Annotated in this window: 24 protein-coding genes; 22 read left to right on the top strand and 2 right to left on the bottom strand. The window is 28.7% G+C overall.

Annotation, left to right across the window (positions count from 1 at the left end; all coding sequences use genetic code 11):
- Positions 1–265: 265 nt before the first annotated feature.
- The 10 genes from RWQ74_RS06025 to RWQ74_RS05980 all read left to right on the top strand — a co-directional run bounded on the left by RWQ74_RS06025 (position 266) and on the right by RWQ74_RS05980 (position 9,815).
- Positions 266–436, top strand: a complete 171-nt coding sequence (locus RWQ74_RS06025) for a hypothetical protein (protein WP_314397367.1) — start codon at positions 266–268, stop codon at positions 434–436.
- A 257-nt stretch (positions 437–693) separates the two neighbouring features.
- Positions 694–1,488, top strand: coding sequence for a hypothetical protein (locus RWQ74_RS06020; RefSeq protein WP_314397366.1), 795 nt, complete (start codon positions 694–696; stop codon positions 1,486–1,488).
- Between the two features lie 2 nt (positions 1,489–1,490).
- A complete protein-coding gene (locus RWQ74_RS06015; protein ID WP_314397365.1) occupies positions 1,491–2,123 on the top strand; it encodes a hypothetical protein in 633 nt (210 codons plus the stop codon).
- Positions 2,124–2,125: 2 nt separating this feature from the next.
- A complete protein-coding gene (locus tag RWQ74_RS06010; protein WP_314397364.1) occupies positions 2,126–2,734 on the top strand; it encodes an ATP-binding cassette domain-containing protein in 609 nt (202 codons plus the stop codon).
- Between the two features lie 224 nt (positions 2,735–2,958).
- A complete protein-coding gene (locus RWQ74_RS06005; protein ID WP_314397363.1) occupies positions 2,959–3,423 on the top strand; it encodes a MarR family transcriptional regulator in 465 nt (154 codons plus the stop codon).
- A complete protein-coding gene (locus RWQ74_RS06000; RefSeq protein WP_314397362.1) occupies positions 3,410–5,563 on the top strand; it encodes an ABC transporter ATP-binding protein in 2,154 nt (717 codons plus the stop codon). Before RWQ74_RS06005 ends, RWQ74_RS06000 begins: the two co-directional genes overlap by 14 nt.
- Positions 5,556–7,346: an ABC transporter ATP-binding protein gene (locus tag RWQ74_RS05995; RefSeq protein WP_314397361.1), complete on the top strand. Its 1,791-nt coding sequence runs from the start codon at positions 5,556–5,558 to the stop codon at positions 7,344–7,346. Before RWQ74_RS06000 ends, RWQ74_RS05995 begins: the two co-directional genes overlap by 8 nt.
- A 177-nt stretch (positions 7,347–7,523) precedes the next feature.
- Positions 7,524–7,931 (top strand): MarR family transcriptional regulator, encoded by a 408-nt coding sequence (locus RWQ74_RS05990; protein WP_314397360.1) that lies wholly within the window; start codon positions 7,524–7,526, stop codon positions 7,929–7,931.
- 61 nt (positions 7,932–7,992) lie between these two features.
- Positions 7,993–9,039 carry an LLM class flavin-dependent oxidoreductase gene (locus RWQ74_RS05985; protein WP_314397359.1) on the top strand — a complete coding sequence of 349 codons (1,047 nt, stop codon included), beginning with the start codon at positions 7,993–7,995 and terminating at the stop codon, positions 9,037–9,039.
- Positions 9,040–9,131: 92 nt separating this feature from the next.
- A complete protein-coding gene (locus RWQ74_RS05980; RefSeq protein ID WP_314397358.1) occupies positions 9,132–9,815 on the top strand; it encodes a YjjG family noncanonical pyrimidine nucleotidase in 684 nt (227 codons plus the stop codon).
- A 42-nt stretch (positions 9,816–9,857) separates the two neighbouring features.
- Here RWQ74_RS05980 and RWQ74_RS05975 read toward each other — a convergent pair whose 3' ends face one another.
- Entirely contained in the window at positions 9,858–10,763 is a 906-nt protein-coding gene (locus tag RWQ74_RS05975; RefSeq protein WP_314160508.1) for a cation diffusion facilitator family transporter, read from the bottom strand.
- 171 nt (positions 10,764–10,934) lie between these two features.
- Between RWQ74_RS05975 and RWQ74_RS05970 the strand changes: the two genes are divergently transcribed.
- The gene (locus tag RWQ74_RS05970) at positions 10,935–11,582 is read left to right on the top strand and encodes a GDSL-type esterase/lipase family protein (protein WP_314397357.1); all 648 of its coding nucleotides are present in this window, start codon (positions 10,935–10,937) and stop codon (positions 11,580–11,582) included.
- Positions 11,583–11,619: 37 nt separating this feature from the next.
- On the opposite strand, the gene RWQ74_RS05965 is transcribed toward RWQ74_RS05970, so the two are convergent.
- Positions 11,620–12,513 (bottom strand): hypothetical protein, encoded by an 894-nt coding sequence (locus tag RWQ74_RS05965; protein ID WP_314397355.1) that lies wholly within the window; start codon positions 12,511–12,513, stop codon positions 11,620–11,622.
- Between the two features lie 475 nt (positions 12,514–12,988).
- On the opposite strand from RWQ74_RS05965, the gene lysS reads away from it, so the two are divergent.
- From lysS to RWQ74_RS05910, 11 genes are all read left to right on the top strand, one after another.
- Entirely contained in the window at positions 12,989–14,488 is a 1,500-nt protein-coding gene (gene lysS, locus RWQ74_RS05960) for a lysine--tRNA ligase (RefSeq protein ID WP_314397354.1), read from the top strand.
- A 171-nt stretch (positions 14,489–14,659) separates the two neighbouring features.
- Positions 14,660–15,721 carry a signal recognition particle-docking protein FtsY gene (gene ftsY / locus RWQ74_RS05955; RefSeq protein ID WP_314397353.1) on the top strand — a complete coding sequence of 354 codons (1,062 nt, stop codon included), beginning with the start codon at positions 14,660–14,662 and terminating at the stop codon, positions 15,719–15,721.
- Positions 15,722–15,929: 208 nt separating this feature from the next.
- On the top strand, positions 15,930–16,433 hold the full coding sequence (locus RWQ74_RS05950) for a PTS glucose transporter subunit IIA (RefSeq protein WP_314397352.1): 504 nt from the start codon (positions 15,930–15,932) through the stop codon (positions 16,431–16,433).
- 42 nt (positions 16,434–16,475) lie between these two features.
- The gene (locus tag RWQ74_RS05945) at positions 16,476–17,915 is read left to right on the top strand and encodes a hypothetical protein (protein ID WP_314397351.1); all 1,440 of its coding nucleotides are present in this window, start codon (positions 16,476–16,478) and stop codon (positions 17,913–17,915) included.
- Positions 17,916–17,925: 10 nt separating this feature from the next.
- A complete protein-coding gene (locus RWQ74_RS05940) occupies positions 17,926–18,126 on the top strand; it encodes a YqgQ family protein (RefSeq protein ID WP_314160502.1) in 201 nt (66 codons plus the stop codon).
- A 9-nt stretch (positions 18,127–18,135) separates the two neighbouring features.
- Positions 18,136–18,420 (top strand): DUF1507 family protein, encoded by a 285-nt coding sequence (locus tag RWQ74_RS05935; protein ID WP_060913801.1) that lies wholly within the window; start codon positions 18,136–18,138, stop codon positions 18,418–18,420.
- Between the two features lies 1 nt (position 18,421).
- Positions 18,422–19,636, top strand: coding sequence for an FtsW/RodA/SpoVE family cell cycle protein (locus RWQ74_RS05930; RefSeq protein WP_314397350.1), 1,215 nt, complete (start codon positions 18,422–18,424; stop codon positions 19,634–19,636).
- Positions 19,637–19,798: 162 nt separating this feature from the next.
- Positions 19,799–20,827 carry a tRNA preQ1(34) S-adenosylmethionine ribosyltransferase-isomerase QueA gene (gene queA, locus RWQ74_RS05925; protein ID WP_314397349.1) on the top strand — a complete coding sequence of 343 codons (1,029 nt, stop codon included), beginning with the start codon at positions 19,799–19,801 and terminating at the stop codon, positions 20,825–20,827.
- Between the two features lie 21 nt (positions 20,828–20,848).
- Positions 20,849–22,003: a tRNA guanosine(34) transglycosylase Tgt gene (gene tgt / locus RWQ74_RS05920; protein ID WP_314160498.1), complete on the top strand. Its 1,155-nt coding sequence runs from the start codon at positions 20,849–20,851 to the stop codon at positions 22,001–22,003.
- 90 nt (positions 22,004–22,093) lie between these two features.
- Positions 22,094–22,357, top strand: coding sequence for a preprotein translocase subunit YajC (yajC, locus tag RWQ74_RS05915; protein ID WP_314397348.1), 264 nt, complete (start codon positions 22,094–22,096; stop codon positions 22,355–22,357).
- 516 nt (positions 22,358–22,873) lie between these two features.
- Positions 22,874–25,352, top strand: a 2,479-nt coding sequence (locus RWQ74_RS05910) for a Rib/alpha-like domain-containing protein (protein WP_314397347.1), incomplete at its 3' end; no start/stop codon positions are given.

Genomic DNA, 25,352 nt, shown 5'->3' with positions numbered 1-25,352 from the left:
AAGGAAGAATAGTAGGAATCTGGGGGTGATTTTCAAATTAATATACTAATCATCGAACAGATATATTAATAAATTTATTTTTTTAATATAGTGTAGAAACTGGTGGTTTTATTTTAATTTTATCGAAAAACTTATCGTTATTTTTTATTTATTTACAAGATAAAAAAAAGATGATATTATGATATTAAAGATAAAAAGTGGGAGTATATATATGGAGGGGGAAGTATGAAAAAAATAATTTCAAAATTTTTAAATTTTATTAACAATGATAGACATGTTTAGTGTTACTCATATACCAAATGTAGAAGTATGTAATATAGGTTTATTAAATGGTATATATAACGGGAGTTATAGTTATACTGATTTATTAGAAAAACAGTATGGAATGGTTGGTATGTTGTTAATTTGGGAGGAACAACAAGTTATTCTAGAGTGAGAAGTATGCTAGTTAATTCTAATGGTGATAAAAGAAGTGAAGGAATCTGACTGATGGCGGAACTAGAGATAACTACTATACTATAAATTATCAATCAGGTTATCTATACAGACTTATGTTAGAAAATGCGAATATGGGTGCAGATGATATTTATGGAACTTGGTCACCAGATTACTACTAATTAATTTATATTATTAGAATTTAGATAGAGGCAATAAAACTCTCGCTTTTTATCTCCTATTAATAGGAGGTTAACTATGAATAAATATTTTAAAATAAAAAAAATGTTGATGTTAAGTTTAATAATTGTTTTAGTTTTCTTTATTTTTAGAGACTTAAAAGAGTTAATTGTATTTTATAAGTTTGATATAAATGCTCCGGATTTAACGGCTGATGGGCGGATGTTAAGGAACAAATTTCACGCTTCTTACTATGATCCGGCAATATTATATAGTTCATTAATAAAATACATTTTACTTATTTTACCAATGATAATTTCTATTTCATTATATTTTTATTCTAAAATAAAAAATAAATGTTTAAAGCATTTAATTGGAAAAAATAAGGATATAGGTAGAGTAATTTTTTTACTTAAAATTAAATTGTCTATTTTAGCAGTTATATATATTAATATAGTTGTAGGCGGTTATACTATAGTTAGTTTTATTCTTACTGGCTTTAAAATAAGGCAGGGTGCTAATTTCAACAATATATTTTTGGATACAAACATATTCAGTTTTATTAACGGCTCTTTTCCAAGATATTTAGTACTTTATATTATAGGAATATCTACTTTTATTTTTTTCTTAACAATACTATTGCTTACTATAACTGATTATGGTTATAATTATATTCATGTTATTTTGGGTTATATCTTACTAACATATGTGGTAAATGATTTTTTTATAGTGTATGTATCTCAAAATTTGAGTCCTTTAGGTTCATTATTCTGGCTTGGAGGTAGAGCGAGAAATATAACTACATTTATTTCGTATATATATATGATATTAATATACTTAAGTCTTAGATTTACTAAAAGAAAAGAGTTTTAGTTATGAAAAAAGAAAATATTTATGGATATATTTTTGCATTAGTGATATATTTGAGATTAATCTTAGAAAAAAAGAATGCTTTGAAAAGTAATTTTAGTGAATTTATTCGAGGGAATCTTCATAATATTTATGGGGAAGATAGAGACTTATTAGTATATCATGTTATACTGCTTATCTGTTTGTATGTAGCATTTTACACTGTAAGTATAAGAATGATTTCATTAGAGATAGATAATTTTAGGAATATTGTTTGCTTTAAAAGTAAAGGTATTTTTCAATTATATAAGAGAACAATATGTTTCTTCAGTAAAAAATTCATCTTTGATTCTTGTGCTATGATGATAGTAATAAGTATAGGTTATATGTTTATTGAAAATGATTATATTTTTACGAATTACACGTCAGGTTTGATAGATTTAATAAAATTACCTATTATCATGTTATTAGTTACTTTAATATGTGTAGTTTTTAAATTTAATAAAGTTATGATGTTTTGTATATTCTATTTTTCTATTTTAATATATATAGTTTTTGTAAATAGTTTATCTCTAACTATTGTTATTATTTATAGCGGTGCTATTGCCTTAATTGTATTAGCAGTTATAGTGATTATTTTTAATTCATGGGAGGTATAAGTATGTTAGAAATTATAAATGGAACAAAAAAATATGGAACGAAGGTAATTTTTGAGAATTTAAATTTAAAATTCTTGCCTGGAAAAATATATGGTCTTGTTGGAGAAAACGGAAGTGGAAAAACAGTAATAATGAAATGTTTATGTGGATATACGTCACTAACGAGTGGTGGTGTATATCAAAATAAAAAGAAACTAAGAAACAAAGACAATTTTATAGAGAGTGCAGGAATTATTATAGAGAATCCAAAGTTTATGGAAGATTTTACACTTATGGAAAATCTTGAGATTATAAAAAGTTATTCAGATAATAAAAAACAAATTGATATAGAATATTGGTTAAATTTTTATGATTTATATAAGTACAAAGATAAAAAGTATAGAAAACTCTCTTTAGGAACAAAACAAAAACTATATCTAATACAAGCTTTTATGTCAAATCCAAACAATTTAATTTTAGATGAATGTTTTAATGGATTGGACGAAAAAATGGCGATTAAAACAAGAGAATTTCTAAAAAGTTATATAAAAGATGATAGAATAATAATATTGACTTCACATATAAAATCTGATATTGAAGAGTTATGTGATGAAGTGATAAGACTCAATTAGTAAATTATTTAAAATAAGTAGTTATTGGAATAAGAAGAAGGAAATCTAGAAATCGAGAATTTGATTTTTGGATTTCTCTTTTTTTGTTGTATAGTAAATCAGAGGCATAGGAAAAATTCAAATTATCTATTGACTTAAAGATTAAAATGCAATATAATAGTTAACGTGGTTAACTAATTAGTTAACATTGTGAACTAAGTGGTTGAAATAGAAGGAGGGTACAAATGAGTAAAAGTGAAATTTCATATCATAAAGCAATGGATATGCTGGAAGAATTTAGGTTGATAATGAAAAAATTTCATAAGAAAAGTGATGCACCGTATAGAAAACCTGAATTTCAAGCAATGTTATTTTTGTCTTGTAAAGAAAAAATTACGATGCAGGAATTAGGTGAAGAACTACATGTGACAAAACCTAGAGTTACAGCACTTGTAAGTGAACTACTAGAGAAAGATTTTGTTGTTCAAAGTACAGACGAAAAAGATAAAAGGAAAAAATACCTTAGTTTATCTGAAAAAGGAGTCGAATGCATAGAATCACATAGAAAAGCTTATGAAGAATGGTTCCAATCTATCTGGAATAAATTTGATGTAAGGGAAAAAGAAGCGTTTGATATATTATTATCTCGAGTAAATGAGATTTTTAGAGAAGAATTATCTGATAAGGAGGAAAATAATGAAACTAATTAAATATTTAAAAGGTTTCTTGGTACCGATGATATTTTTAGTTGCGATATTAGGCGTTCGTGTTGTTGCAGAGCTAGCACTTCCAACCTATACAAGTAATATTGTCGATAAAGGGATACAACAAAGCGGTATTCAAGATGCTGTACCGGAGAAAATAAGTGAAAAGTCATTTAGAGAATTGCAATTATTTATGACTGATGATGAGATTAAAAAAGTCACGGCTAAATACACTAAAGATGGTAATGTATATAAACTTGATAGTATAAGTGAACAAGAACGTAGTGAACTAAATGATATATTTAAAAATACTATGACTGCTGTATCTGGTGCAAAATCTGAAAACTTAGATTTAGATAAGGTTGCAGAAGGTGTCAAACTAGGACTAGTCAAGAAAGATAGTTTAATTGAACAAAAGAATAAATCAATTAGTGATTTAGGAAGTTCAGCTGATATGATTACAAAACAAGCTGGTATTCGTTATGTAAAAGAAGAATATAGAAATAATGTAGGAATTGATACTAATGAGATTAGAAAAAATTATCTAAAAGAAGTTGGAATCATGATGATAATCGTAACATTTATTTCAGGTATTGGAAGTGTTATTTCGAACTTTATAGCAAGTAGAATATCTTCGAAAATAGCTTATAACTTACGAGAAAAACTTTATAATAAAGTACTATCATTTTCTAAACAGGATATTGATAAATTTTCTACTGCTTCATTAATTACAAGAAGTACAAATGATATTCAACAAATTCAAAATGCTTTAAATATGATGTTATTTATCGCAATCTATGCGCCGATGATGGCAGTTTACGGGGTTTATAAAGTTACTCAAACTGATACTGGAATGACTTGGATAATTGCATTAGGTGTAGGTGTCTTAGGTTTAACATTAGCAATAATTTCATTCTTAGTAATGCCGAAGTTTAAAATTATGCAAAAGCTAATAGATAGAGTAAACTTGGTAACTCGTGAAGCATTAACCGGTATTTCTGTAATTCGTGTTTTTGGTCGTGAAAAATATGAAGAAGAAAGATTTGATAAAGAAAATACAGTTTTAAAAAATGAACAACTTTTTATCAATAGAACTTTATCAGTGCTTATGCCAATGATTATACTAATTATGAATGGTATTGCATTATTAATAATCTGGATTGGTGGAAAAAATATAGATGCTGGTAGTATTCAAGTTGGGGATATGATGGCGTTTATAACATATACAATGCAAATAGTAATGTCATTCTTATTCTTTACATTCTTAATGATGCAACTACCTCGTGCAGAAGTTGCAGCTGGTCGTATTAACGAAGTACTGGAAACAGAGGTTACTGTTGTGGATAGTGAGAATATTGATGATAGTAAACTTCAAGATGTAAAAGGCACACTTAAATTTGATAATGTTAGCTTTACATTTGATGGAGCTGATAGTCCAGTGCTTAGTAACATTAGTTTTGAAGCGGAAGCTGGAAAAACTACTGCAATTATAGGAAGTACTGGTAGTGGTAAATCTACATTACTTCATTTGATTCCTAGATATTTCGATGCTAGTGAAGGTGAAATTTTAATTGATGGAGTGAATATTAGAGATATAAGTTTAAGTAAATTAAGAGACATTTTAGGGTTTGTTCCTCAAAAAGGAGTTTTATTCAGTGGTAATATTAAATCAAATATTAAATTTGCTGATGAAAATATTACTGATGAACAGATGAGAAAAGCTGCTGAAATTGCGCAAGCATTAGAATTTATTAATGAAAAAGAAGATAAATTTAATAGTGAGATTTCACAAGGTGGATCGAATATTTCAGGAGGACAAAAACAACGTCTTTCAATTGCTCGTGCCTTAGCAAAAAATCCTAAGATACTTCTTTTTGACGATAGTTTCTCAGCATTAGATTACAAAACAGACGTGAAATTAAGAAAAACTCTAAGAGAAGAAATGTCTGGAGTGACTACTATTATAGTTGCTCAGCGTATAGCAACAATTTTAAATGCAGATAAAATTATCGTAATGAATGAAGGTAAGATAGTGGGCGTTGGAAAACACCAAGAGCTGCTTGAAACTTGCCCAACATATTTAGAAATTGCAGAAAGTCAACTTAGCGAAGAAGAATTACAAAAAGGAGGTAAACATCATGGCTAAAGATCAAAAAATAGAAAAAGCTAATAATTTTTCTGGAACGTTAAAAAGAATCATCAAATTGATGTTTACACAGTATAAACTCTCAAGCATATTGATTGTATTCTTTGCATTAGCGAGTACGGTATTCGGTATTGTTGGTCCTAAGATTATGGGACAAGCAACAACAGAATTATTCGTAGGGTTAGTTGCTAAAATTAGTAATGAAGGTAGTATAAATTTTGAAAAAATAGCGGGAATTTTACTAACAGTATTAGGTTTATATATACTGTCATCACTGTTTATGTTTATTCAAGGATGGTTAATGAGTAATATTTCTCAAAAAATGACATATGATATTCGTAAAGAAATTAGTAAAAAAATAAATACATTACCTGTTGGTTATTTTGAACAACGTACAGTAGGTGAAACTTTATCTCGTGTTACTAATGATGTAGATACATTAGGTCAATCACTAAATCAAAGTTTTACTCAGATAATTTCAAATACAGCAATGGTATTAGGGGTATTGGTAATGATGTTTACGATAAGTCCTTTAATGACACTAATTGCGTTAGCTTTAATTCCTGTTTCAGGAATACTACTAGGTGCTATAACAAAATGGAGTCAAAAATATTTCAAAAGTCAACAAGATATGCTTTCTGATGTAAATGGGCAGGTAGAAGAGAGCTTCTCAGGTCAAAATATTATTGCAGCATTTAACTATAAAGAAAAAAGTGTTAAAGAATTTAATGATAAAAATAACCAATTATATACATCATCATGGAAAGCGAACTTCTTCTCAGGGCTAATGTTCCCAGTGATTAACTTTGTAGGAAACCTTGGTTATGTAGGTATTGTATTCTCAGGTGGATTATTAGTTTCTAAAGGAACTATTGGTGTAGGGGATATTCAAGCTTTTATTCAATATATAAGAAACTTTACACAACCAATTGGTCAAATAGCTCAGTCTATGTCAGAAATTCAAAAAATGGCAGCTGCTGGTGAAAGAGTATTTGAGTTCTTAGATGCTAAAGATGAAGAAAATGCAGAAGTTCTTGAAACAGTTACTAATAAAGAAGGTAATGTAGTATTCGATAAAGTAAAATTTGGATATGTAGAAGATCAAATAATTATTAAAAACTTTACTAGTGATGTTAAAAAAGGAGAGATGGTTGCTATCGTTGGTCCTACTGGTGCAGGTAAAACAACGATGATTAAACTTCTTATGAGATTCTATGATATTAATGGAGGAAGTATCTATATTGATGGAAAAGATATCTCTAAACTTGACAGATCCGAATTACGTTCTTACTTTACAATGGTACTACAAGACACTTGGTTATTTAAAGGAACGATAATGGAGAATCTTCGTTATGGTCGATTAGATGCTACAGATGAAGAAGTAATAGAAGCGGCTAAGGCAGCTCATATTCACCACTTTATTAAAACTTTACCGGGTGGCTACAATATGGAATTAAATGAAGATGCTTCAAATATTTCACAAGGTCAAAAGCAACTTTTAACTATAGCTCGTGCGATTCTTGCTGACAAACCTATATTAATTCTTGATGAGGCAACTTCGAGTGTAGATACACGTACAGAAGTATTAATTCAAAAAGCAATGAATAAACTTATGGAAGGGCGTACTACATTTGTTATCGCTCACCGTCTATCAACAATTAGAAATGCAGATAAAATATTAGTATTAAAAGATGGAGATATCATTGAACAAGGTAACCATGATGAATTATTAGAACAAAAAGGTTTCTATTCAGAATTATATCAAAGTCAATTTGCAGAATAAAAATTAAATTAGTTAGGGGTGACTCGACAAATCGTGATTTCGGAGAAACAAAATTTTGTCGAGTCACTTCTTTTTAATATTATTTCTTTGACAATGTAAAGTTAATAAAGTATAATTATCTCATATTCGAGATAATTTTGAGAAAAATAAGTGTATAATAAAAGCAGGAGAATCCTTATGAATAATGAATTTAAAGCTATTATTGGAATTATGAGAGCAAGTAATTTATTAGTAGGTGATTTAAAGAGAACTTTAAAGAATTATCCAATAAATGCGACTGAATTTGCTGTTATGGAATTTTTATATAGTAAAGGTGAGAAGAGTATTCAAGAAATACGTGATAGAATATTACTTGCTAGTGGAAGTGCTACATACGTAGTCGATAACCTTGAAAAAAAAGGATATGTTAATAGAAAGGTTAGTCAAAAGGATAAAAGAGTAACTTACATTAAGTTAACTAAAATAGGAGAAAATTTAATGGATGATATTTTCCCTATTCATAAAATAAATACAAAAAAGATTTTCGATGATTTAACTGAAGAAGAATTAGATGCATTGAAAAAAATACTAAAGAAAATTAATTAAAAATTATTTTCTTTTATTATAAAATAATATCTTGAAATTGAGATAATTTAGGAGGATAAAAATGATAGAGTTAGGAATTAGTACATTTGGTGAAACAACTGAAATAGAAGGAACTGGTATAACACCAACGCATGATGAGCGTATTAGAGATATGATAGAAGAGATGAAACTTGCAGATGAAGTTGGTTTAGATCTTTACGCAATTGGTGAGCATCATAGAGAAGATTTTGCTGTTTCAGCACCTGAGATATTGTTAGCAGCAGGAGCAGCTGTTACGAAGAATATAAGATTAAGTTCTGCGGTAACAGTACTTTCATCATCGAACCCTGTAAGAGTTTATCAACAGTATGCAACTATCGATGCTATTTCTAATGGTAGAGCAGAAGTCATGGTAGGTCGAGGTTCTTTTACAGAATCATTCCCATTATTCGGTTATGACTTAGCAGACTATGAGGAATTGTTTGATGAAAAATTAGCAATGTTGGAGAAAATAAAAGCTAATGAAAAGTTAACATGGGAAGGAAAACATACACAAAAGGTAGAAAATAAGGGAGTATATCCAAGGAGTGTTCAAAAAGATTTTCCAATCTGGGTAGCGACTGGTGGAAACATAGAGTCTACAATAAAAATAGCTCAGAAAGGCTTGCCTATAGCGTATGCTATAATTGGTGGAGAGTATAGAAGATTTAAAGGACTAGTAGATTACTATAAAGCTATTGGACGAAATGCAGGTCATGGTGATGATCGTTTAAAAGTTGCCTCACATTCATGGGGATTCATAGCTGAAACTGATGAGGAAGCTATTAAAAAATATTTCCATCCAACAAAACAAGTAGTAGATGCAATCTCAAAAGATAGACCATTTTGGAGACCACTTACTTTTGAACAATATTTAAATAGTGTAGGTCCAGACGGATCTATGTTAGTAGGAAGTCCTGAGACTGTAGCGAATAAACTTATAGATATGATAGAAACATTAGGATTAGATAGATTCATGTTACATCTTCCACTTGGATCTATGCCACATGAAGATATAATGAAAGCTATCAAACTTTTTGGTGAAGAAGTTGCACCACGAGTTCGAGAATATTTTAAATCTAAAAAATAAAATTTAAATTTATAAATCAAATAAATATATTTTTTCTAAATAATTGATCTCTATGTTATAATGAGTAGATAATAAACATATGGAGTGAAACGATGATATTAGATAAGTATAAATATTTATTATTTGATTTAGATGATACCTTATTGGATTTTGGTAAGGCACAGGTATTAGCTTTTAAAAAATTATTAGAAGATGAGAATATTGAGTATAATGATGAGTTATTTGAAAAATATGAAACGATAAATAAATCTTTATGGAGAAGTTTTGAACGTGGAGAAATTTCAAATAAAGAAGTTACGAGTGAAAGATTTATAAGATTTTTTTCATTGTTTGATAGAAAAATCGATGGTAGTGAGATAGATAATAGATATAGAGGTTATCTTGCTGAAGGAAATCAGCTTTTTGAGGGTATTGTGGAAATGTTAGAAAAATTAAGTTTAACTCATAAATTATACATAGCATCTAATGGTATTGGAATCACTCAACATACAAGACTAAAAAATAATGATCTTAATAAGTATTTTGAGAAGATTTTTATTTCCGAAGAAATTGGTAGTAAGAAACCAGATAGAGAATTCTTTGATATTATCTTTAAAGAAATTGGTGTTAAAAATAAGGATGAAGTTTTAATGATAGGTGATACTTTGACTTCAGATATATTAGGTGCTAATAATGCTGGAATTGATAGTTGTTTAGTAGATATTCATAAAATTTTTAATTCAGAGGTAGTGCCTACGTATAAAATTGAGAAGACAATAGATTTATTAGAAATATAAAAAATGTCTAGGTTGATATATTATCAACTTAGACATTTTCTTTTATAAACTATGATCGTTATATTTAATATTTTCTAATGCGATGAAGCAATGTTCGATATCGTATTCTTCTTTAAGTAATATTTTAACATTTTCTACAATTGTATAATCATTACTTGTCTTGTATTCGTTTAGTAAAATATGCATTGCAGCGTTGATTTCATTTGTATCAGTGTGCCAAATATGAAATTCGTGAATATCAGCAATTCCTTCCACTTCTTTAATTTTATTGTAAATTTCTTCTGTATCTAGAGTAGTAGCTTCCATTAAAATAACAAATGATGATTTAGTAATTTTATAACCACCTTTGAAAAGAATTATACTGATGATAATACTCATAATAACATCGACGATTTGATAGTTTGTAAAGTAAATAATAGTTGATGAAATTATAATTCCGATAGAACTGATTAAATCACCAAGGAAATGCCATAGAGCACTTTGAATATTCAAATTATCTTCTTCTTTTAGACTTTTTGTTAAAATTATAGTAACAACAATATTAAAGATTAATCCGATAGTTGATATTATAAGCATTGATTTGAAATCAATATCTTTAGGATTGAAGAATCTCATAAATCCTTCAAATATTAAATAAATAGAAATACCAACTAGCATTAAACCATTGATAAAGGCTGCTAGTACTTCTAATCTGACAAAACCAAAAGTATATTTTTTATTTGGTTTTTTTGAACTAAATAGTAATGCTATTAAACTAAATCCTAATGCAATAACGTCAGAGAACATGTGGAAAGAATCTCCTAGAAGTGCTAATGAGTTAGAAAGAAGTCCTCCGATGTACTCTAATAATGCAAAGCTTGTTGTTAAAATTAATGTTATGTAAAGTATTTTTTTTGAATATGCTTGAATTTTATAGTGTTTTTTATGATGAAAATTTGTTTGTATCATTTATTTCTCCTTTTTTATAGAATAGTGTTATTATAAACTATGTTTAGTAATATTACAAAAATACAGCATTGATAACAATTATTAGTACTTTTATCATTAAGCTCTATTGATTTTTTAATATTAGTTTGCTAAAATTAAGAAGAATTTAGAAGAAAAAAGGTGGAAAAAATTATGCGTATTTTATGTATTGGGGATAGTAATACTTGGGGATATGTCCCTGGTGAAGATGGGGTAAGAACTCAAAAAAGATGGACTAATTTACTAGCGGAGCTTCGTCCTAATGACACTATAATAGAAGAAGGTCTTTGCGGGAGAACAGTAATTGCAAAAGACACAATTGTACCCGTTAGATGTGGAATTGATACATTACCAATTTTAATGTTAAGTCACGTACCTGTTGATTTAGTAATCATAATGTTAGGTACAAATGATTTGAAAAAACAATTTAATCCGAGTGCCAAACTTATTGCTAAAGGTATAGAAGAATACATTAAATATATTAGAAATCCACATTTAATAGCTGGATATAAGATTCCAAAAATTCTTGTTGTATCACCAGTTCCATTGCGTGATGAAATAGTGGATAGACATAGTTTATTTGGTGAATTCGATGAAAATAGTTTAAAACAATCAAAATTCTTAGCACAAACATTTAAAGAAGTTAGCGATAAATATGAAGTTGACTTTTTAAATGCTGCACGTGTAGCCGAAACATCATTAGTGGATTGCATTCACCTAGATGATAAAAATCATGAAAAATTAGCGAAATATATTGCTAGTAAAGTATCAGAAATATTAGATTACGAAGAAGCAAGATAAATAAAAAGGTAGTAAACTTTCTAACTTAGAGAGCTTACTACCTTTCTATTTTTTTATAATGTTTAAAAGATTGATAACTTACAGCATAACATATAATACACAGCGGAATATATTTCCAGTCGTATTCTAAAACAAAAAATAAATTGATAAATATAAACTCTAATATTGCAAAATACACACCAATTATATATGTATTACCTGATTGTTTTGTTAAAGTTCTATCGATTGTTTTAAAGATTTTTTGATAGATAGTTAATAAAAGAATAAATACTATACTAATTAACAAAATTATTTTTGTAGTAATATTTATTTTTAAATCACTTAACCACAAACTAATAGCTATGGTGTTAGTAATTATAAATAAATGACCAGTTAAGTGATAAAAATTTATATCTTTTACATGAACACTTCTAGAGATAAAGCTTGGGAATAGTTGACTTATAGCGAAGCTAAGTAGTATAAACCAATAACCATAGTCTATAAAAATTAAACCTAACAATAAAGATAGTGAACGTGCAGTGTGAATATAACAAAATGGCTCAGTAAGTTTTTTTATCATTAAGTTATTATTATCGGTCAGGATATATTCTGTTATATGCTGAATGCTTAAGATCACTGCTAGAAGTACCAGTGTTGCAACTATATTTTTAATATTTGAAATATCTCTTACAAGCAAATTAAAAATAGTAAGTATCTGTAATGTAAGAAAGAAACAATTAAGAAAACTATCTTTACCATATCGATTCAGATGAACAACTTGCAACAGCCAACTATTAAAGAAAATAATAAAAAGTAGTATAAAGTGAAAAAAGTCGTATATTGATTTATCTGAAAATGTATAATCTATTAAGAATTTACTTATTAATAAAGATAATAAAATTGTATAAAAAGAGGTCAGAATGGTCTCTTTTTTAAAAATAAAACTCAACATAAAATTTCCTCCTTACTACTATAATAACTTTAATTTGATAAAAAAATATTGAAGTTATCCGTAGCAAGAAACTAGGGGGATAACTTCAACCTTCTAAACAAAATTGAAAGAAGTTATAATCATATTTTATCAAAAAATTATTTTAATATCAATTAAATGAAGGTAGACATTATAACTTGATTTAGAGTGACTTGAAAATTGTGATTTTAGAGAAATCAATTTTGTTGAGTAATTCCAACAAGGGTTATTAAATATATAAAAAACTTTTATAAGGTGAATTCATATGTCGATAAACAGCTATATCTATAAGTTCTCATATAAATTTTAAAAATCTAGAACTTTTTGGTTAGTCTTTTATATTAGAGTTTAAAAAATAATAAAATTCTTCTTAAAGATTTAACAAAATAATTGAAAATATGTTATAATAGGGTGTATCTGAATAAAATTACTAGATTATACTAGAAAGGAATTTAACATGACAGAAGAAATTAAAGTAGATGTACAAGATTTAAATGATCAAATGCTTGTTCGTCGTGAAAAAATGGAAGCTATGAGAGAAAGTGGTTTAGATCCATTTGGAACTAAATTCGAAAGAACTCATCTTTCAAATGAAATCGTAGCAGAATATGATAAATATAGTAAAGAAGAACTAGAAGAAAAAAATATCTCTGTAATAATTGCAGGACGTATTATGACAAAACGTGGTAAAGGTAAAGCTGGATTTGCTCACGTTCAAGATCTAGGTGGGCAGGTTCAAATTTACGTTCGTCAAGATAGAGTAGGAGATTCTTATGAATACTTCAAGACTCTTGACCTTGGAGATATCGTAGGAGTAAGAGGAGTATTATTCAAAACTAACGTAGGTGAATTATCTGTTAAGGCTGATAAATTTGAAATTTTAACAAAAGCACTACGTCCACTACCTGATAAATTCCACGGACTTAAAGACGTTGAAGAGCGTTACAGAAGAAGATACGTAGACTTAATTATGAATGAAGAAAGTAAAGAAACATTTATTTTACGTTCAAAAATTATTCAAATTATGCGTAGTTACTTAAATGAGCGTGGATACCTAGAAGTTGAAACTCCAATGATGCACTCTGTTGCTGGTGGAGCTGCAGCTCGTCCATTCGTAACTCACCATAATGCACTTGATATGCAATTATTTATGCGTATCGCACTTGAATTACCATTAAAACGTTTAATCGTTGGTGGTCTAGAAAAAGTATATGAAATTGGTCGTGCATTCCGTAACGAAGGTGTATCAACAAGACACAACCCTGAGTTTACAATGATCGAGTTATATGAAGCATATGCTGATTACAATGATATTATGGACTTAACTGAGTCTATGATTGCATACATCTGTAATGAAATTCATGGTACTACTAAAGTTATGTATGGTGAAGATGAAATTGATTTAACACCGAAATGGCGTCGTGTACATATGGTAGATGCTATTAAAGAAGTAACTGGTGTTGACTTCTGGCCAGAAATGACAGATGAGCAAGCTCATGCATTAGCTAAAGAGCATAATGTTCCAGTTAGAAAAGATATGAAAGTTGGACACATTATTAATGAATTCTTCGAAACATTTGTAGAAGAAACATTAGTTCAACCAACATTTGTTTATGGTCATCCTGTAGAAGTATCTCCATTAGCTAAAACTAATGCTGAAGATACAAGATTCACTGATCGTTTTGAGCTATTTATCGTTAGACGTGAACATGCGAATGCATTCAGTGAGTTAAACGACCCAATCGATCAAAAAGAAAGATTCTTATCTCAAATGGATGAAAAAGATGCTGGTAACGAAGAAGTTTATGAAATGGACGAAGACTTCGTAGAAGCATTAGAATACGGTATGCCTCCGACAGGTGGATTAGGAATTGGAATTGATAGATTAGTTATGTTATTAACTAACTCAGCTTCAATTCGTGACGTATTATTATTCCCATACATGAAACACAAGTAAGCCGATGTTGATATCTATAGTTTTATAAAGTATAACCTATAGATAAAGGGCAAAAAAAGGGTAAATATTTATAAAAATTAAATCTCCCTAAAAATTAGGAAGCTTTAATAGAAAATTAAAGGGAGCTTAGTCTCCCTTTTATCATATAAAAAGATATATAAGGAGTATCCAATGGCAAGCTTTTTTGAAAGATTAAAAGAAAAATTCTCTGCTAAAGAAGAATTAAATGAGGAACTGATATCACTTGATGAATATGAAGAATTGGTAGAGAGTCAGTTTATAACTGAAAAATTTAAAAAAGGACTTAAGAAATCACGTGATAATTTCTCTAATGCTCTTAATAATTTAATTAGCTCATATAGAGAAATTAATGAGGAGTTTTTCGAGGACTTAGAAGAACTGCTAATTCAATCAGATGTTAGTTATAACACTGTATTAGAATTAGTTGATTACTTAAAAGTAGAATCACAAAGACAAAATTTAAAAGAACCAAGTGAACTACAAAGTATGATTATTGAAAAACTTGTAGATGTCTACATGGAAGGTACTGTGAAATCTGAGCTTAACTATGCGCCAGGAAAAGAACTTTCTGTATTTCTATTTGTAGGGGTTAATGGGGTAGGTAAGACTACTTCTATTGGTAAACTAGCTCATAATCTTAAAAAAGAAGGAAAAAAAGTTCTTATAGCCGCTGGAGATACATTCAGAGCAGGTGCAATTGATCAGCTTGATGTATGGGCTAAACGTAGTGGTGCTGATATTGTGAAATCACATGAAGGAGCTGATTCAGCAGCGATAATCTTTGATGCGATTCAATCTGCCAAAGCAAAGGGTTATGATGTACTACTATGTGATACAGCAGGTCGTCTACAAAACAAAGATTACTTAATGAAAGAACTTGAAAAAATTGTTCGTGTAATTAAGAAGGAAGTTCCAGAAGGACCTCATGAAGTATTATTAACAATTGATGCAACAACGGGTCAAAACGGTATCTTACAGGCTAAAACATTTAAAGAAGTTAGTGATGTTACAGGTGTAATCCTTACTAAACTTGATGGAACTGCTAAAGGTGGTATTGTTATAGCTATTAAGAAAGAGTTAGGAATTCCAGTTAAACTTGTTGGATTAGGAGAAAATATTGATGATTTAGAAGTGTTTGATCCTGAACAATATATTTATGGATTATTCTATCAGGAAAATTCTGAGAAAAATGAAGAAAATGTCGAAGAATAAAAAATAATTTAAAAATATCCATTTTAATTTGTTTTATAACAGTGTAAAATGGATATTTTTTATTATATATCAAATCAAATAGTTATAGTAAATTGATAAAAATATTTTAATATTGAAATTCAAATAATTTTTCAAAATTAATTGAAAAATATATAATAAAAGTATATAATAGATATATTAAGAAGGTAATCATATACGGAGGATTAAAATGGGATTTTTATCTAAATTATTCGGAAAACAAGAAGAACAAGTACAAGAGTTAGTATTAAGCTCATACATGAAAGGTAAAGTAGTAGAAATTACAGAAGTACCTGATCCAGTATTTGCTCAAAAAATGATGGGAGATGGGTTTGCGATTATTCCTGAAGAAGGAAAATTAGTATCTCCAGTTGCAGGAGAAATTATCCAAGTATTTCCAACCAAACACGCATTTGGTATTAAATCAGGTGAAGTAGAACTTCTTATTCATGTTGGATTAGAAACAGTTGCTATGAAAGGTGAAGGTTTTGAAGTGGCTGTATCTGCAGGAGATAGAGTTGAAGTAGGTCAAACTTTATTAACTTATGATTTAGAATTAGTTAAGGAAAAAGCTAAGGATATTATCACTCCTTGTGTAGTAACTAATATGGATGCAGTAGCTAACATCGATGTATTAAAATTAAATGAATCTGTTGATTTCTCACAAGAAGTAGCAAAATTAAAACTTAAATAGACCTAGGTCTATTTAAGTTTTAATCTTACGTGGCGAAAATTTATGAATGATAAGAAATTTTGGAAGATTATTTATCTATATATAACAAAATATAATTATAATATATTATATTATCGTCCAGAAAAGAAAGATGTCTGGCTTATTAATGAAGATAATGAGTTAATAAGATTTATATATGGAGAAAATTTTAAATCAACAGAAATAGATAGTATAGTTTCTAATGTTATTAGAAATGAAGTTAGACTAAAAAAAATGTTTAAACTGAGTAGTTTAAAAATGAAGATTCTTTATGTTTCTCCGAATTTTGATGAAGTTTTAGATGATTATAAGAGATATAGAATTTCAAATAGCTTAATTATTGAACGTATACTTTATAATGAGAAGAATAGTAAACTTTTCCTAAAAGAAAAAGATACTAGATTTATAGAAGATACACCAGATACTTTAAGATATAAAAATAGAGTTGTGGAGCTTTATAAACGTCAGAGGTTAGATAGAAATGTATTTAATATAAAATATAATATCCTATCAGGAATTTATTTATTATTATTTTTAATGAATTTTATAGTAATTACCTTATCAAGTAACAATTATTCGTTATTTGATTATATAGACTATAGTTATCAAAAAATAATAAGTGGACAATTTTATAGAATGTTCACAAGTGTTTTTATTACTGATAATTCTATGAAGTTATTAATAATATTGGCATCTATTTTTGCAAGTTCTATTCTTTTCAACAAAACGCTGAATATTTTAAAAAGCATTGGAATATTATTTGTAGTATCATTTATTTTTAATTTATTATTGATATTTGGTTATTCGGGTATACTTGATATTGCCTTAGTTTCAAATATAGCATTATTAGGTTCAGTTTTCATGGAGCAGCTTAGTAAGAAAAATGATAATTTGAAGTTCATGTATTCTGGAGCGATATCAATAGTTTATTTGGCGATAGTATCTTTATTATTTGAGACTCCAATAGTCCTTTATATATTTTCTTTTATACTAGGGATCTTTTTAGAGATGTTTTTGATGAAGAAAAGAAACATAGTTGTTGCTCTTGTTACAATGTTTATTTTTAGTTTTTTAGGAGAAGTGCTATTACTCGCTGGTGTTAATACTAAAGGTTTAGTGAATAGATATAGAGTAAACAGAGTAGACAATAGATTGGTTAAAATATATACAGATGATGATATATTTAATTTAGAAAAAGAGTTAACCTCAAAAAACAAATCTGTTCTCACATATTACGAGTTAGGTATGGTAAAAATGACTAGTGCAACTAAACAAGATGCGAAGAAAGTTTTCCTAGAAGGGGTAAATTTTGATGATTCATTTGCACCAATTTACTATAACTTGGCGATTATTGAACGTCAAGAGGGTAATTATGATAAGGCTAAGGAATATGCTCAAAGGGCTTATGAGTTAGATAATAGAGAAAAAAATAAAAATCTAGTAGATGAGTTGAATAAATTTTAAGGTGATGTAAATGATAAATTTTTACGATTTGCAACAATTTTTAAAATCTTTTGGTATAATAATATACATGAAAGATAGAAAACATACATTAAGTATGGTAGAATATGAAGTAAGAGAGCTAAGACGCTTAGAATTAATTTCAAAAGAGGAATTTATAAGAGCAATAGCAATTATACGACATGAAGTTAATTACGAATTATCAAAAGGATAGGTGAAAATGATGGAAAATAACCTTATTTTTATTAAGGTACGAAAAAGAATAGAAGAAGATGTTATGAAGATAGAAGAGATGATTAATGCTTGTGTATCTGTAAAAGGTCAGAGAAAATGTCCATTATATCAAGATGTTATAGATACTCAAATTTATGGTCTTTCTAAAGAAATAAATATAGCGGTAGAAATTGGGTGTATTTCTGAAGAAGCTGGTCGTATTATTTTAGCTGATTTAGAAGATAAAGCTAGTGAAATGTATGCTAGTGTAATCGCAGAAAGTAAAGCAAATTAATATGAACTTTTTAAAGAAAATACATAGATCTATTAAACATGAAAAAAGACATGTAAGATTAGATTGGATGGTTGCATTAACATTATTAGTTTTATTAGTATTGAGCTGTATGATGGTTTATAGTGCGAGTATGATAGGAAATAAATACGGAACATTTACATCGGGTGTACCAGTTAGTGAAACTTATTTTCTACAAAGACAGGCTATGTGGGTAGTGATTGCTTATGTCATGTTTTTAATATTTTCGGTTGCGATTCCGTTTGAAGTTTTTAAAGATAAGACATTATTAAAAAATGGCTTTTTTATCATGGTTATTTTACTTATTATTCCATTACTTATGCCAGCTATCAATGGTGCAAAATCATGGATTAGGATAGGCGGTTTGAGTTTCCAACCATCAACATTATCACAGCTATTTATCATTATGTATATGGCATATATATTAGAAACTAGAAAAGAAAAATTACGTCAAATTTGTACTAGTTCGGAGCTACTAAAAATATTTGGTATTCCTCTTGCTCTTGTAACGTTAATCGCAGCGCAAAATGATACAGGAATGATGCTTATTACATTATCTGTAATGGGGATAATGACTTTTTGTTCGAATATGCATTCGCAAAATGTGAAAAAAATTATTTCACTTGCTTTAATCGCTGGAGCCGCAGTACTTATGTTGTTTATGCTAAAAAGTACGCTTTTTGGCGGTGGAACGTCTTACAGAACAAATCGTCTTAAAGTGTTTTTAAATCCTTTTTCAGAGGATTTGGCAGCAGCTGCGGATCAGGTTATAAACTCCTATGTTGCCTTTGGTAATGGTGGATTATTCGGAAGAGGCTTGGGTAATTCTATTCAGAAACTAGGATATTTACCTGAAGCACATACTGATTTCATCTTAGCGATTATTGCTGAGGAGTTAGGCTTCGTTGGAGTACTATTTGTAGTATGTTTATTACTTATAATAATAGGAAAAGTTATTTTTTCTGGTACGAAATCGAGAAACACTTTTTCAGCTATGTACTCTATAGGATTTGCTAGTTTACTAATAGTTCAAGGGGTAGTTAATATTGGTGGTGTAACTGCATCTATTCCAATGACGGGAGTTCCGTTACCATTTATTAGTAATGGTGGTAGTTCTATTTTAATATTAAGTATAGGATTAGGGATAGCTACTAATATTTTAGCGCATGTTAAGTATTTGAGAAGTAATAAGAAATAAGAATAAATTCGAATTGATATTTATAATATTGATTCGAATTTTTTATAATTTTTATTTTGGAATTATAAGAAATTGAAAAAATTATAATTTCTAATGGTGAGACTTGCTAACTTAAGACAATCAAGCTATAATAGTAAAGGTAACTTTTAAAGGAGATTTTAAATGAAATTAGAACAATTTGATTTTTATTTACCTGAGGAACTTATAGCACAGACACCTCTTTTAAAAAGAGATACGAGTAAGTTGCTTTGTGTAGATAGAAAAAATAATTCACATGAACATAAAGTTTTTTCGGATATTATAGATTATTTTAATCCTGGAGATACTTTAGTATTAAATAATACTCGTGTAATGCCAGCGCGATTATATGGTGCTAAAAAGGATACGGGTGCTGCAATAGAAGTGCTTTTATTAAAAAATCTTGGTCATAATGATTGGGAGTGTCTTGTAAAGCCTGCTAAAAGAATAAAAGAGGGAAGCATTGTTTCCTTCGGTGATGGCATAATGGAGGCGGTTTGTACAAAAGTTCTTGATGATGGATTTAGACATTTCCAATTCAAATATGAAGGAATTTTCCAAGAAAGATTAGATGAACTTGGAACTATGCCATTGCCACCATATATTAAAGAGAGATTAACAGATAAAGAAAGATATCAGACCGTTTATTCAAAAGAAGTAGGAAGTTCAGCTGCACCAACTGCGGGATTACACTTTACTAATGAATTACTAGATAAAATAAGAGAAAAAGGTGTAAATATAGCTTATTTAACTCTTCATGTTGGATTAGGTACTTTTAGACCTGTAGCTGTAGAAAATATTGAAGAACATGATATGCATTCAGAGTACTATACATTAGATGAAGATACAGCAAAAATAATTAATAAAACAAAAGAAAATGGTGGAAGAGTATTTTCTGTAGGCACTACGTCAACAAGAACATTAGAAACAATTGCACGTGATAATAATGGGAAAATTGTTGCGGCTTCAGGATGGACAAATATATTTATTTATCCAGGATTTGAATTTAAATGTGTTGATGGACTGATTACAAACTTCCACTTACCGAAATCATCATTAATAATGCTTGTAAGTGCATTTTATGATAGAGAAAAAGTTATTAAATTATACAACATAGCAGTTGAGAATAAATACCGTTTCTTCAGTTTTGGAGATGCGATGATAATAATCTAGTTTAAGAAAGGAAATATTTATATGCGAGATGTAAAAGAAAATGCAGTATGGTATGAACATATAAAAACTTGTAAACAATCGGGAGCGCGATTAGGGATAGTGCATACACCTCATGGTAGCTTTGAAACACCTGTATTTATGCCAGTTGGTACTCAAGCTACTGTAAAAGCAATGTCACCAGAAGAAGTAAAAGGAATGGGTGCTGATATTATCTTATCTAACACTTATCATCTTTGGTTACGTCCTGGAGAAGAAATTGTTGAAAAAGCAGGGGGACTTCATAAGTTTATGAATTGGGATGGAAGTATTCTAACAGACTCAGGAGGTTTCCAAGTATTTTCTCTAAGTGAAATGAGAAAAATAGAAGAAGAAGGAGTTCATTTTAAAAATCATTTGTCTGGAGAAAAATTATTCTTATCACCAGAAAAAGCTATGCACATTCAAAATGCATTAGGTTCTGATATAATGATGGCTTTTGATGAATGTCCTGATTACAACCATGATTATAAATATATTCGTCAATCAGTAGAAAGAACAAGTCGTTGGGCTGAAAGATGTCTACAAGCGCATAAAAATCCAAAAACACAAAGTATTTTTGGTATTGTTCAAGGAGCTGGATTTAATGATTTACGTGAACAAAGTGCGAAAGATTTAGTAAGTATGGACTTTCCTGGATATGCTATTGGTGGCTTATCTGTAGGAGAACCAAAACACGAAATGTATAGAGTTTTAGAACATGTAACACCACTTCTACCAGCAAATAAAGCTAGATATTTAATGGGTGTGGGATCTCCTGATGCTTTATTTGAAGGGGTACTAAGAGGAGTAGATATGTTTGATTGTGTATTACCAACACGTATCGCACGTAATGGAACTTGTATGACTTCTGAAGGGCGTGTTGTAGTTAAAAATGCTAAATATGCAGAAGATTTTACACCACTTGATCCAGAGTGTTCTTGTTACTGCTGTAAAAATTACACAAGAGCTTACCTTCGTCATTTATTTAAAGCTGATGAAATCTTTGGAGCAAGATTAGCAACAACTCATAATATTCATTTCTTAATTAATATGATGAAAGATATTCGTCAAGCGATTAGAGAAGATAGATTATTAGACTTTAAAGAAGAATTCTTCGAAAAATATGGATTAAACCAAGAAAATCCTAAAAATTTCTAAGAATTTAGTAAAAAAATAATATAAAAGGTTTATTTTTTACTGAGGATATAGTAGAATAAATATATATTATTAAATAAACGGAGGTAAAACATGCAATATTCATATATTAATATTATTATGATTGTAGTTCTTTTTGCTTTCATGTACTTCATGATAATTAGACCGCAATCTAAAAGAAATAAAGAATTAAAACTTCTTCAAGATTCACTAAAAGAAGGAGATAGAATTGTAACTTTCGCAGGAATTTACGGAGATATCGTAGAAGTAGGGACAGTAACAGTAAAAATAAGAATCGCACCAAAAGTTGAAATCGAAGTAGACCGTAATGCTATTCGTAACTTAGTTGCAAAATAATAAATTTTAAGGGGCTAATCAAAAAGTCCTGAATTTAAAAAAATTATATGAGAACTCATAGACGTAGTGGTCTATTGATATCTAAATTTGCTGTATAAGAGTTCTTTAGATATCCAATAAACTTAGTGGGGATGACTCGACAAAATCGATTTTTATGAAATCACGATTTTTGAGTCGCTCCCTTATTTTTTTTGTAAAGAAAAGAGTTAAGTTAAGTATATAGTATAAAAAATACTTTGATAAATTATTATATAAAGAAAAAATTATAACCTTGTGGATATGTAAAAATTAGATAAATAGCAACAAAATGAGTAAATAGTTTAAGAAGATACATAGAAAAATAAGAAAATTAAATTTATTGTACATTTGAAAATATAAATATATATTAAAAAATAAAATTGTTATTATTTGAATTTTCGTGTATACTAATTAGAGTATAGAATGAATAGTTAACAAAAAATATTGTTAATAAATTTTTATATGATATTTTTTAAGGTTTATAAGTATGGAGGAAATATGCTTAAACACAAATTAGATAATAAAATAGTTAAATATGGAATTAAAAAATTAAGCTTTGGTATCGCTTCAGTTGCTATTGGAGCATTTATATTTTTAGGAAGTGATGCGAGTGCTCATGACACTAGTAACACAAATGTAACAAGTACAAATATAGAAAATAGAGTAACAACTTCTAATGCAAATAATAATAATAATAATAATTTAAATAATAGAGAGAATAGTGTTCTCGTTCCAGCTGAGAATAGAAACAATTCAACTCAAAATACAGAGGCTATAAATTCATCTACTAGATCAACAAGAAGTGTAACTACTTCTACAGCGGAAAATAATACTGTTAATCAAGCTGATTCTAACAGTAATCAATCTTCAAACAGTAATTTAAACGTTTTGGATAGACGAACTGATGATAGTCAAAATATTGCAACTTTACTAACGAATATAATTAATAAAAATACAGAAAGTAATACTGCATCTAGTTCTTCATCTCAGGATGTGGAAGCTCCTGTAGAAAAGGGTACAAAAATTATCTCTCGTTTAACCGCTAAATATGCACAAGATATAGCCAAGGGTTATATTGGATTAGAAGGTGGTAAATACGATAGTTTAATCTATAAAAAAGCTGTACTTAATCCTGATGGAGATGATGATGGTGATGGTATAGCTAATAAAGATGAATTGTATATTTATAAAAAAGATGGTAGAACATATTTAGGATATGATATTCACCCAAGACTTATTGATACAGATGGTGATGGTCTTAATGATAAAGAAGATAGAGATAAATTAATTTGGAATATTTCAGCAAGAGATATGGCTATGTTTATGAATCTAGCATATGAATCAGATGAGAATGTAAAAAATATTTTATCTAATAAATTGCCAATTGTTTTAGAAAAAGATAAAATTAAAAGACTTACTCATAGTGAATTATCTCCGTATTGGACTGTGAAACAAACATTTCATCAAAATAATGGGCTAGATGCGGTTTTATTTGAAACAAAAAATAATTTCCCATTCTTAAAAGGTGAGAAAATTCAGGTACTTGCATTTGCTGGAACTAATATGGGGCAAGGTGGAGACTTGAAAGCTGATATAGCATTAGCTTTCGGGAATGAGTCAAATCAAAGTGAAGCTGCTAAAGAATTAATAAATAGCTTTAGAAATAATAAAGAGTTTACAAATCTATATATTACAGGTCATTCTTTAGGTGGATATTTAGCTTTAAGAGCTAGTGTGTTAGCTGAGAAAAATAAATACAATTACTATAGAGAAACATATACTTTCAACGCGCCTAGAATAAAAACTGGTGGTTGGTTCTGGGGAGTTCCAGAGGAAGAAGAAAATATTTCTAATGATATGATGCAAATCGGAAAAATTAAAAATTATTTTACAGATAACGATAATATCATACCTGGTAACTTGAGACCAAAATATGTTAAAAATGTAGGAAGTAGCCAAGGGAAGCATTCTTCAACATCTTATTTTGAAAGTAGAATGAATAGTAATACAGATTTTAATTTTGGTACAAGACAAAATATCGATGGAAAAGTTGTAAAAGTAAATAATATCAATAATTTGAAAATTGTAAAGCCTGAAAAGGGAACATTAAGCAAGACGTTCTTACCCAAGCTAGTAGATAAAAATCCAGTTTCTGTAATTATTGGAGACATATTAAAAGATAACGATATTATAAATAAAGTAAATAAGAGTATATTACCTGTAAATACTAAGTTGACTGTTATTAAAAAAGACGGATTAACTTCTTTAGGTACAAAACATGCAAAAGTAAAAATACTATATCTTGATGATAATACTAGTAATGAAATTGACGTGCCAATCCTAGTAAATGAGGCTAATAAACAAGAATTAAATTCTGTAGTAAATGCTGCGCATAAACTAATAGATACTATTGTTGATTTATCAGATAAAACAGCGAATTCTGCAAGTAATTATTCTCTTGCTAAAACAAATTTATCTACTAAATTAAGTGAAGCTTCATTAGCTCTTGCTAATACGTTATCTACACAATTAGTAATAAATAATATGACTAGAGAATTAGCAAGACTGGGAATGGATGTAATTAATAAGCGTACAGCACTAGAATTAAATGAAGCAGGTAAATATTCACCAAGACTAATTGATGATAATAAAATTCTATTACGTCAAGGTAGCAATATAAATCTTGATAGTGTTGTTAAGAAAATTGCAAAAGACGGAATTCTGAAAAATATTAATTATGAAATTGCAAATAGTTCAAATCTGAATGAAATAGGGGATATTAATGTTACTATTAAAGCAAAGTATAGTGATAATTCTTTTGATTTAATAAATATTCCTATTCTCATTTATACAGATTCTAAAGGTGAGCCGTTAAGAGAAGAAGTCTTACCAGAATTAGTGGTAAGTGAGAAAGGTGAGCCATTAAGAGAAGAAGTCTTACCAGAATTAGTGGTAAGCGAGAAAGGTGAGCCATTAA

This window comes from uncultured Gemella sp., from assembly GCF_963525165.1.
In the GTDB taxonomy this organism is placed as follows: Bacteria; Bacillota; Bacilli; order Staphylococcales; family Gemellaceae; genus Gemella.
This window is presented reverse-complemented; position numbering and strand designations above follow the sequence as displayed.

Bases quoted from the DNA above. Each gene is read 5' to 3' on its own strand.
- RWQ74_RS06025 (WP_314397367.1), top strand. From the start codon at position 266: ATGATAGACATGTTTAGTGTTACTCATATACCAAATGTAGAAGTATGT.
- RWQ74_RS06020 (WP_314397366.1), top strand. From the start codon at position 694: ATGAATAAATATTTTAAAATAAAAAAAATGTTGATGTTAAGTTTAATA.
- RWQ74_RS06015 (WP_314397365.1), top strand. From the start codon at position 1,491: ATGAAAAAAGAAAATATTTATGGATATATTTTTGCATTAGTGATATAT.
- RWQ74_RS06010 (WP_314397364.1), top strand. From the start codon at position 2,126: ATGTTAGAAATTATAAATGGAACAAAAAAATATGGAACGAAGGTAATT.
- RWQ74_RS06005 (WP_314397363.1), top strand. From the start codon at position 2,959: ATGAGTAAAAGTGAAATTTCATATCATAAAGCAATGGATATGCTGGAA.
- RWQ74_RS06000 (WP_314397362.1), top strand. From the start codon at position 3,410: ATGAAACTAATTAAATATTTAAAAGGTTTCTTGGTACCGATGATATTT.
- RWQ74_RS05995 (WP_314397361.1), top strand. From the start codon at position 5,556: ATGGCTAAAGATCAAAAAATAGAAAAAGCTAATAATTTTTCTGGAACG.
- RWQ74_RS05990 (WP_314397360.1), top strand. From the start codon at position 7,524: ATGAATAATGAATTTAAAGCTATTATTGGAATTATGAGAGCAAGTAAT.
- RWQ74_RS05985 (WP_314397359.1), top strand. From the start codon at position 7,993: ATGATAGAGTTAGGAATTAGTACATTTGGTGAAACAACTGAAATAGAA.
- RWQ74_RS05980 (WP_314397358.1), top strand. From the start codon at position 9,132: ATGATATTAGATAAGTATAAATATTTATTATTTGATTTAGATGATACC.
- RWQ74_RS05975 (WP_314160508.1), bottom strand. From the start codon at position 10,763: ATGATACAAACAAATTTTCATCATAAAAAACACTATAAAATTCAAGCA.
- RWQ74_RS05970 (WP_314397357.1), top strand. From the start codon at position 10,935: ATGCGTATTTTATGTATTGGGGATAGTAATACTTGGGGATATGTCCCT.
- RWQ74_RS05965 (WP_314397355.1), bottom strand. From the start codon at position 12,513: ATGTTGAGTTTTATTTTTAAAAAAGAGACCATTCTGACCTCTTTTTAT.
- lysS (WP_314397354.1), top strand. From the start codon at position 12,989: ATGACAGAAGAAATTAAAGTAGATGTACAAGATTTAAATGATCAAATG.
- ftsY (WP_314397353.1), top strand. From the start codon at position 14,660: ATGGCAAGCTTTTTTGAAAGATTAAAAGAAAAATTCTCTGCTAAAGAA.
- RWQ74_RS05950 (WP_314397352.1), top strand. From the start codon at position 15,930: ATGGGATTTTTATCTAAATTATTCGGAAAACAAGAAGAACAAGTACAA.
- RWQ74_RS05945 (WP_314397351.1), top strand. From the start codon at position 16,476: ATGAATGATAAGAAATTTTGGAAGATTATTTATCTATATATAACAAAA.
- RWQ74_RS05940 (WP_314160502.1), top strand. From the start codon at position 17,926: ATGATAAATTTTTACGATTTGCAACAATTTTTAAAATCTTTTGGTATA.
- RWQ74_RS05935 (WP_060913801.1), top strand. From the start codon at position 18,136: ATGGAAAATAACCTTATTTTTATTAAGGTACGAAAAAGAATAGAAGAA.
- RWQ74_RS05930 (WP_314397350.1), top strand. From the start codon at position 18,422: ATGAACTTTTTAAAGAAAATACATAGATCTATTAAACATGAAAAAAGA.
- queA (WP_314397349.1), top strand. From the start codon at position 19,799: ATGAAATTAGAACAATTTGATTTTTATTTACCTGAGGAACTTATAGCA.
- tgt (WP_314160498.1), top strand. From the start codon at position 20,849: ATGCGAGATGTAAAAGAAAATGCAGTATGGTATGAACATATAAAAACT.
- yajC (WP_314397348.1), top strand. From the start codon at position 22,094: ATGCAATATTCATATATTAATATTATTATGATTGTAGTTCTTTTTGCT.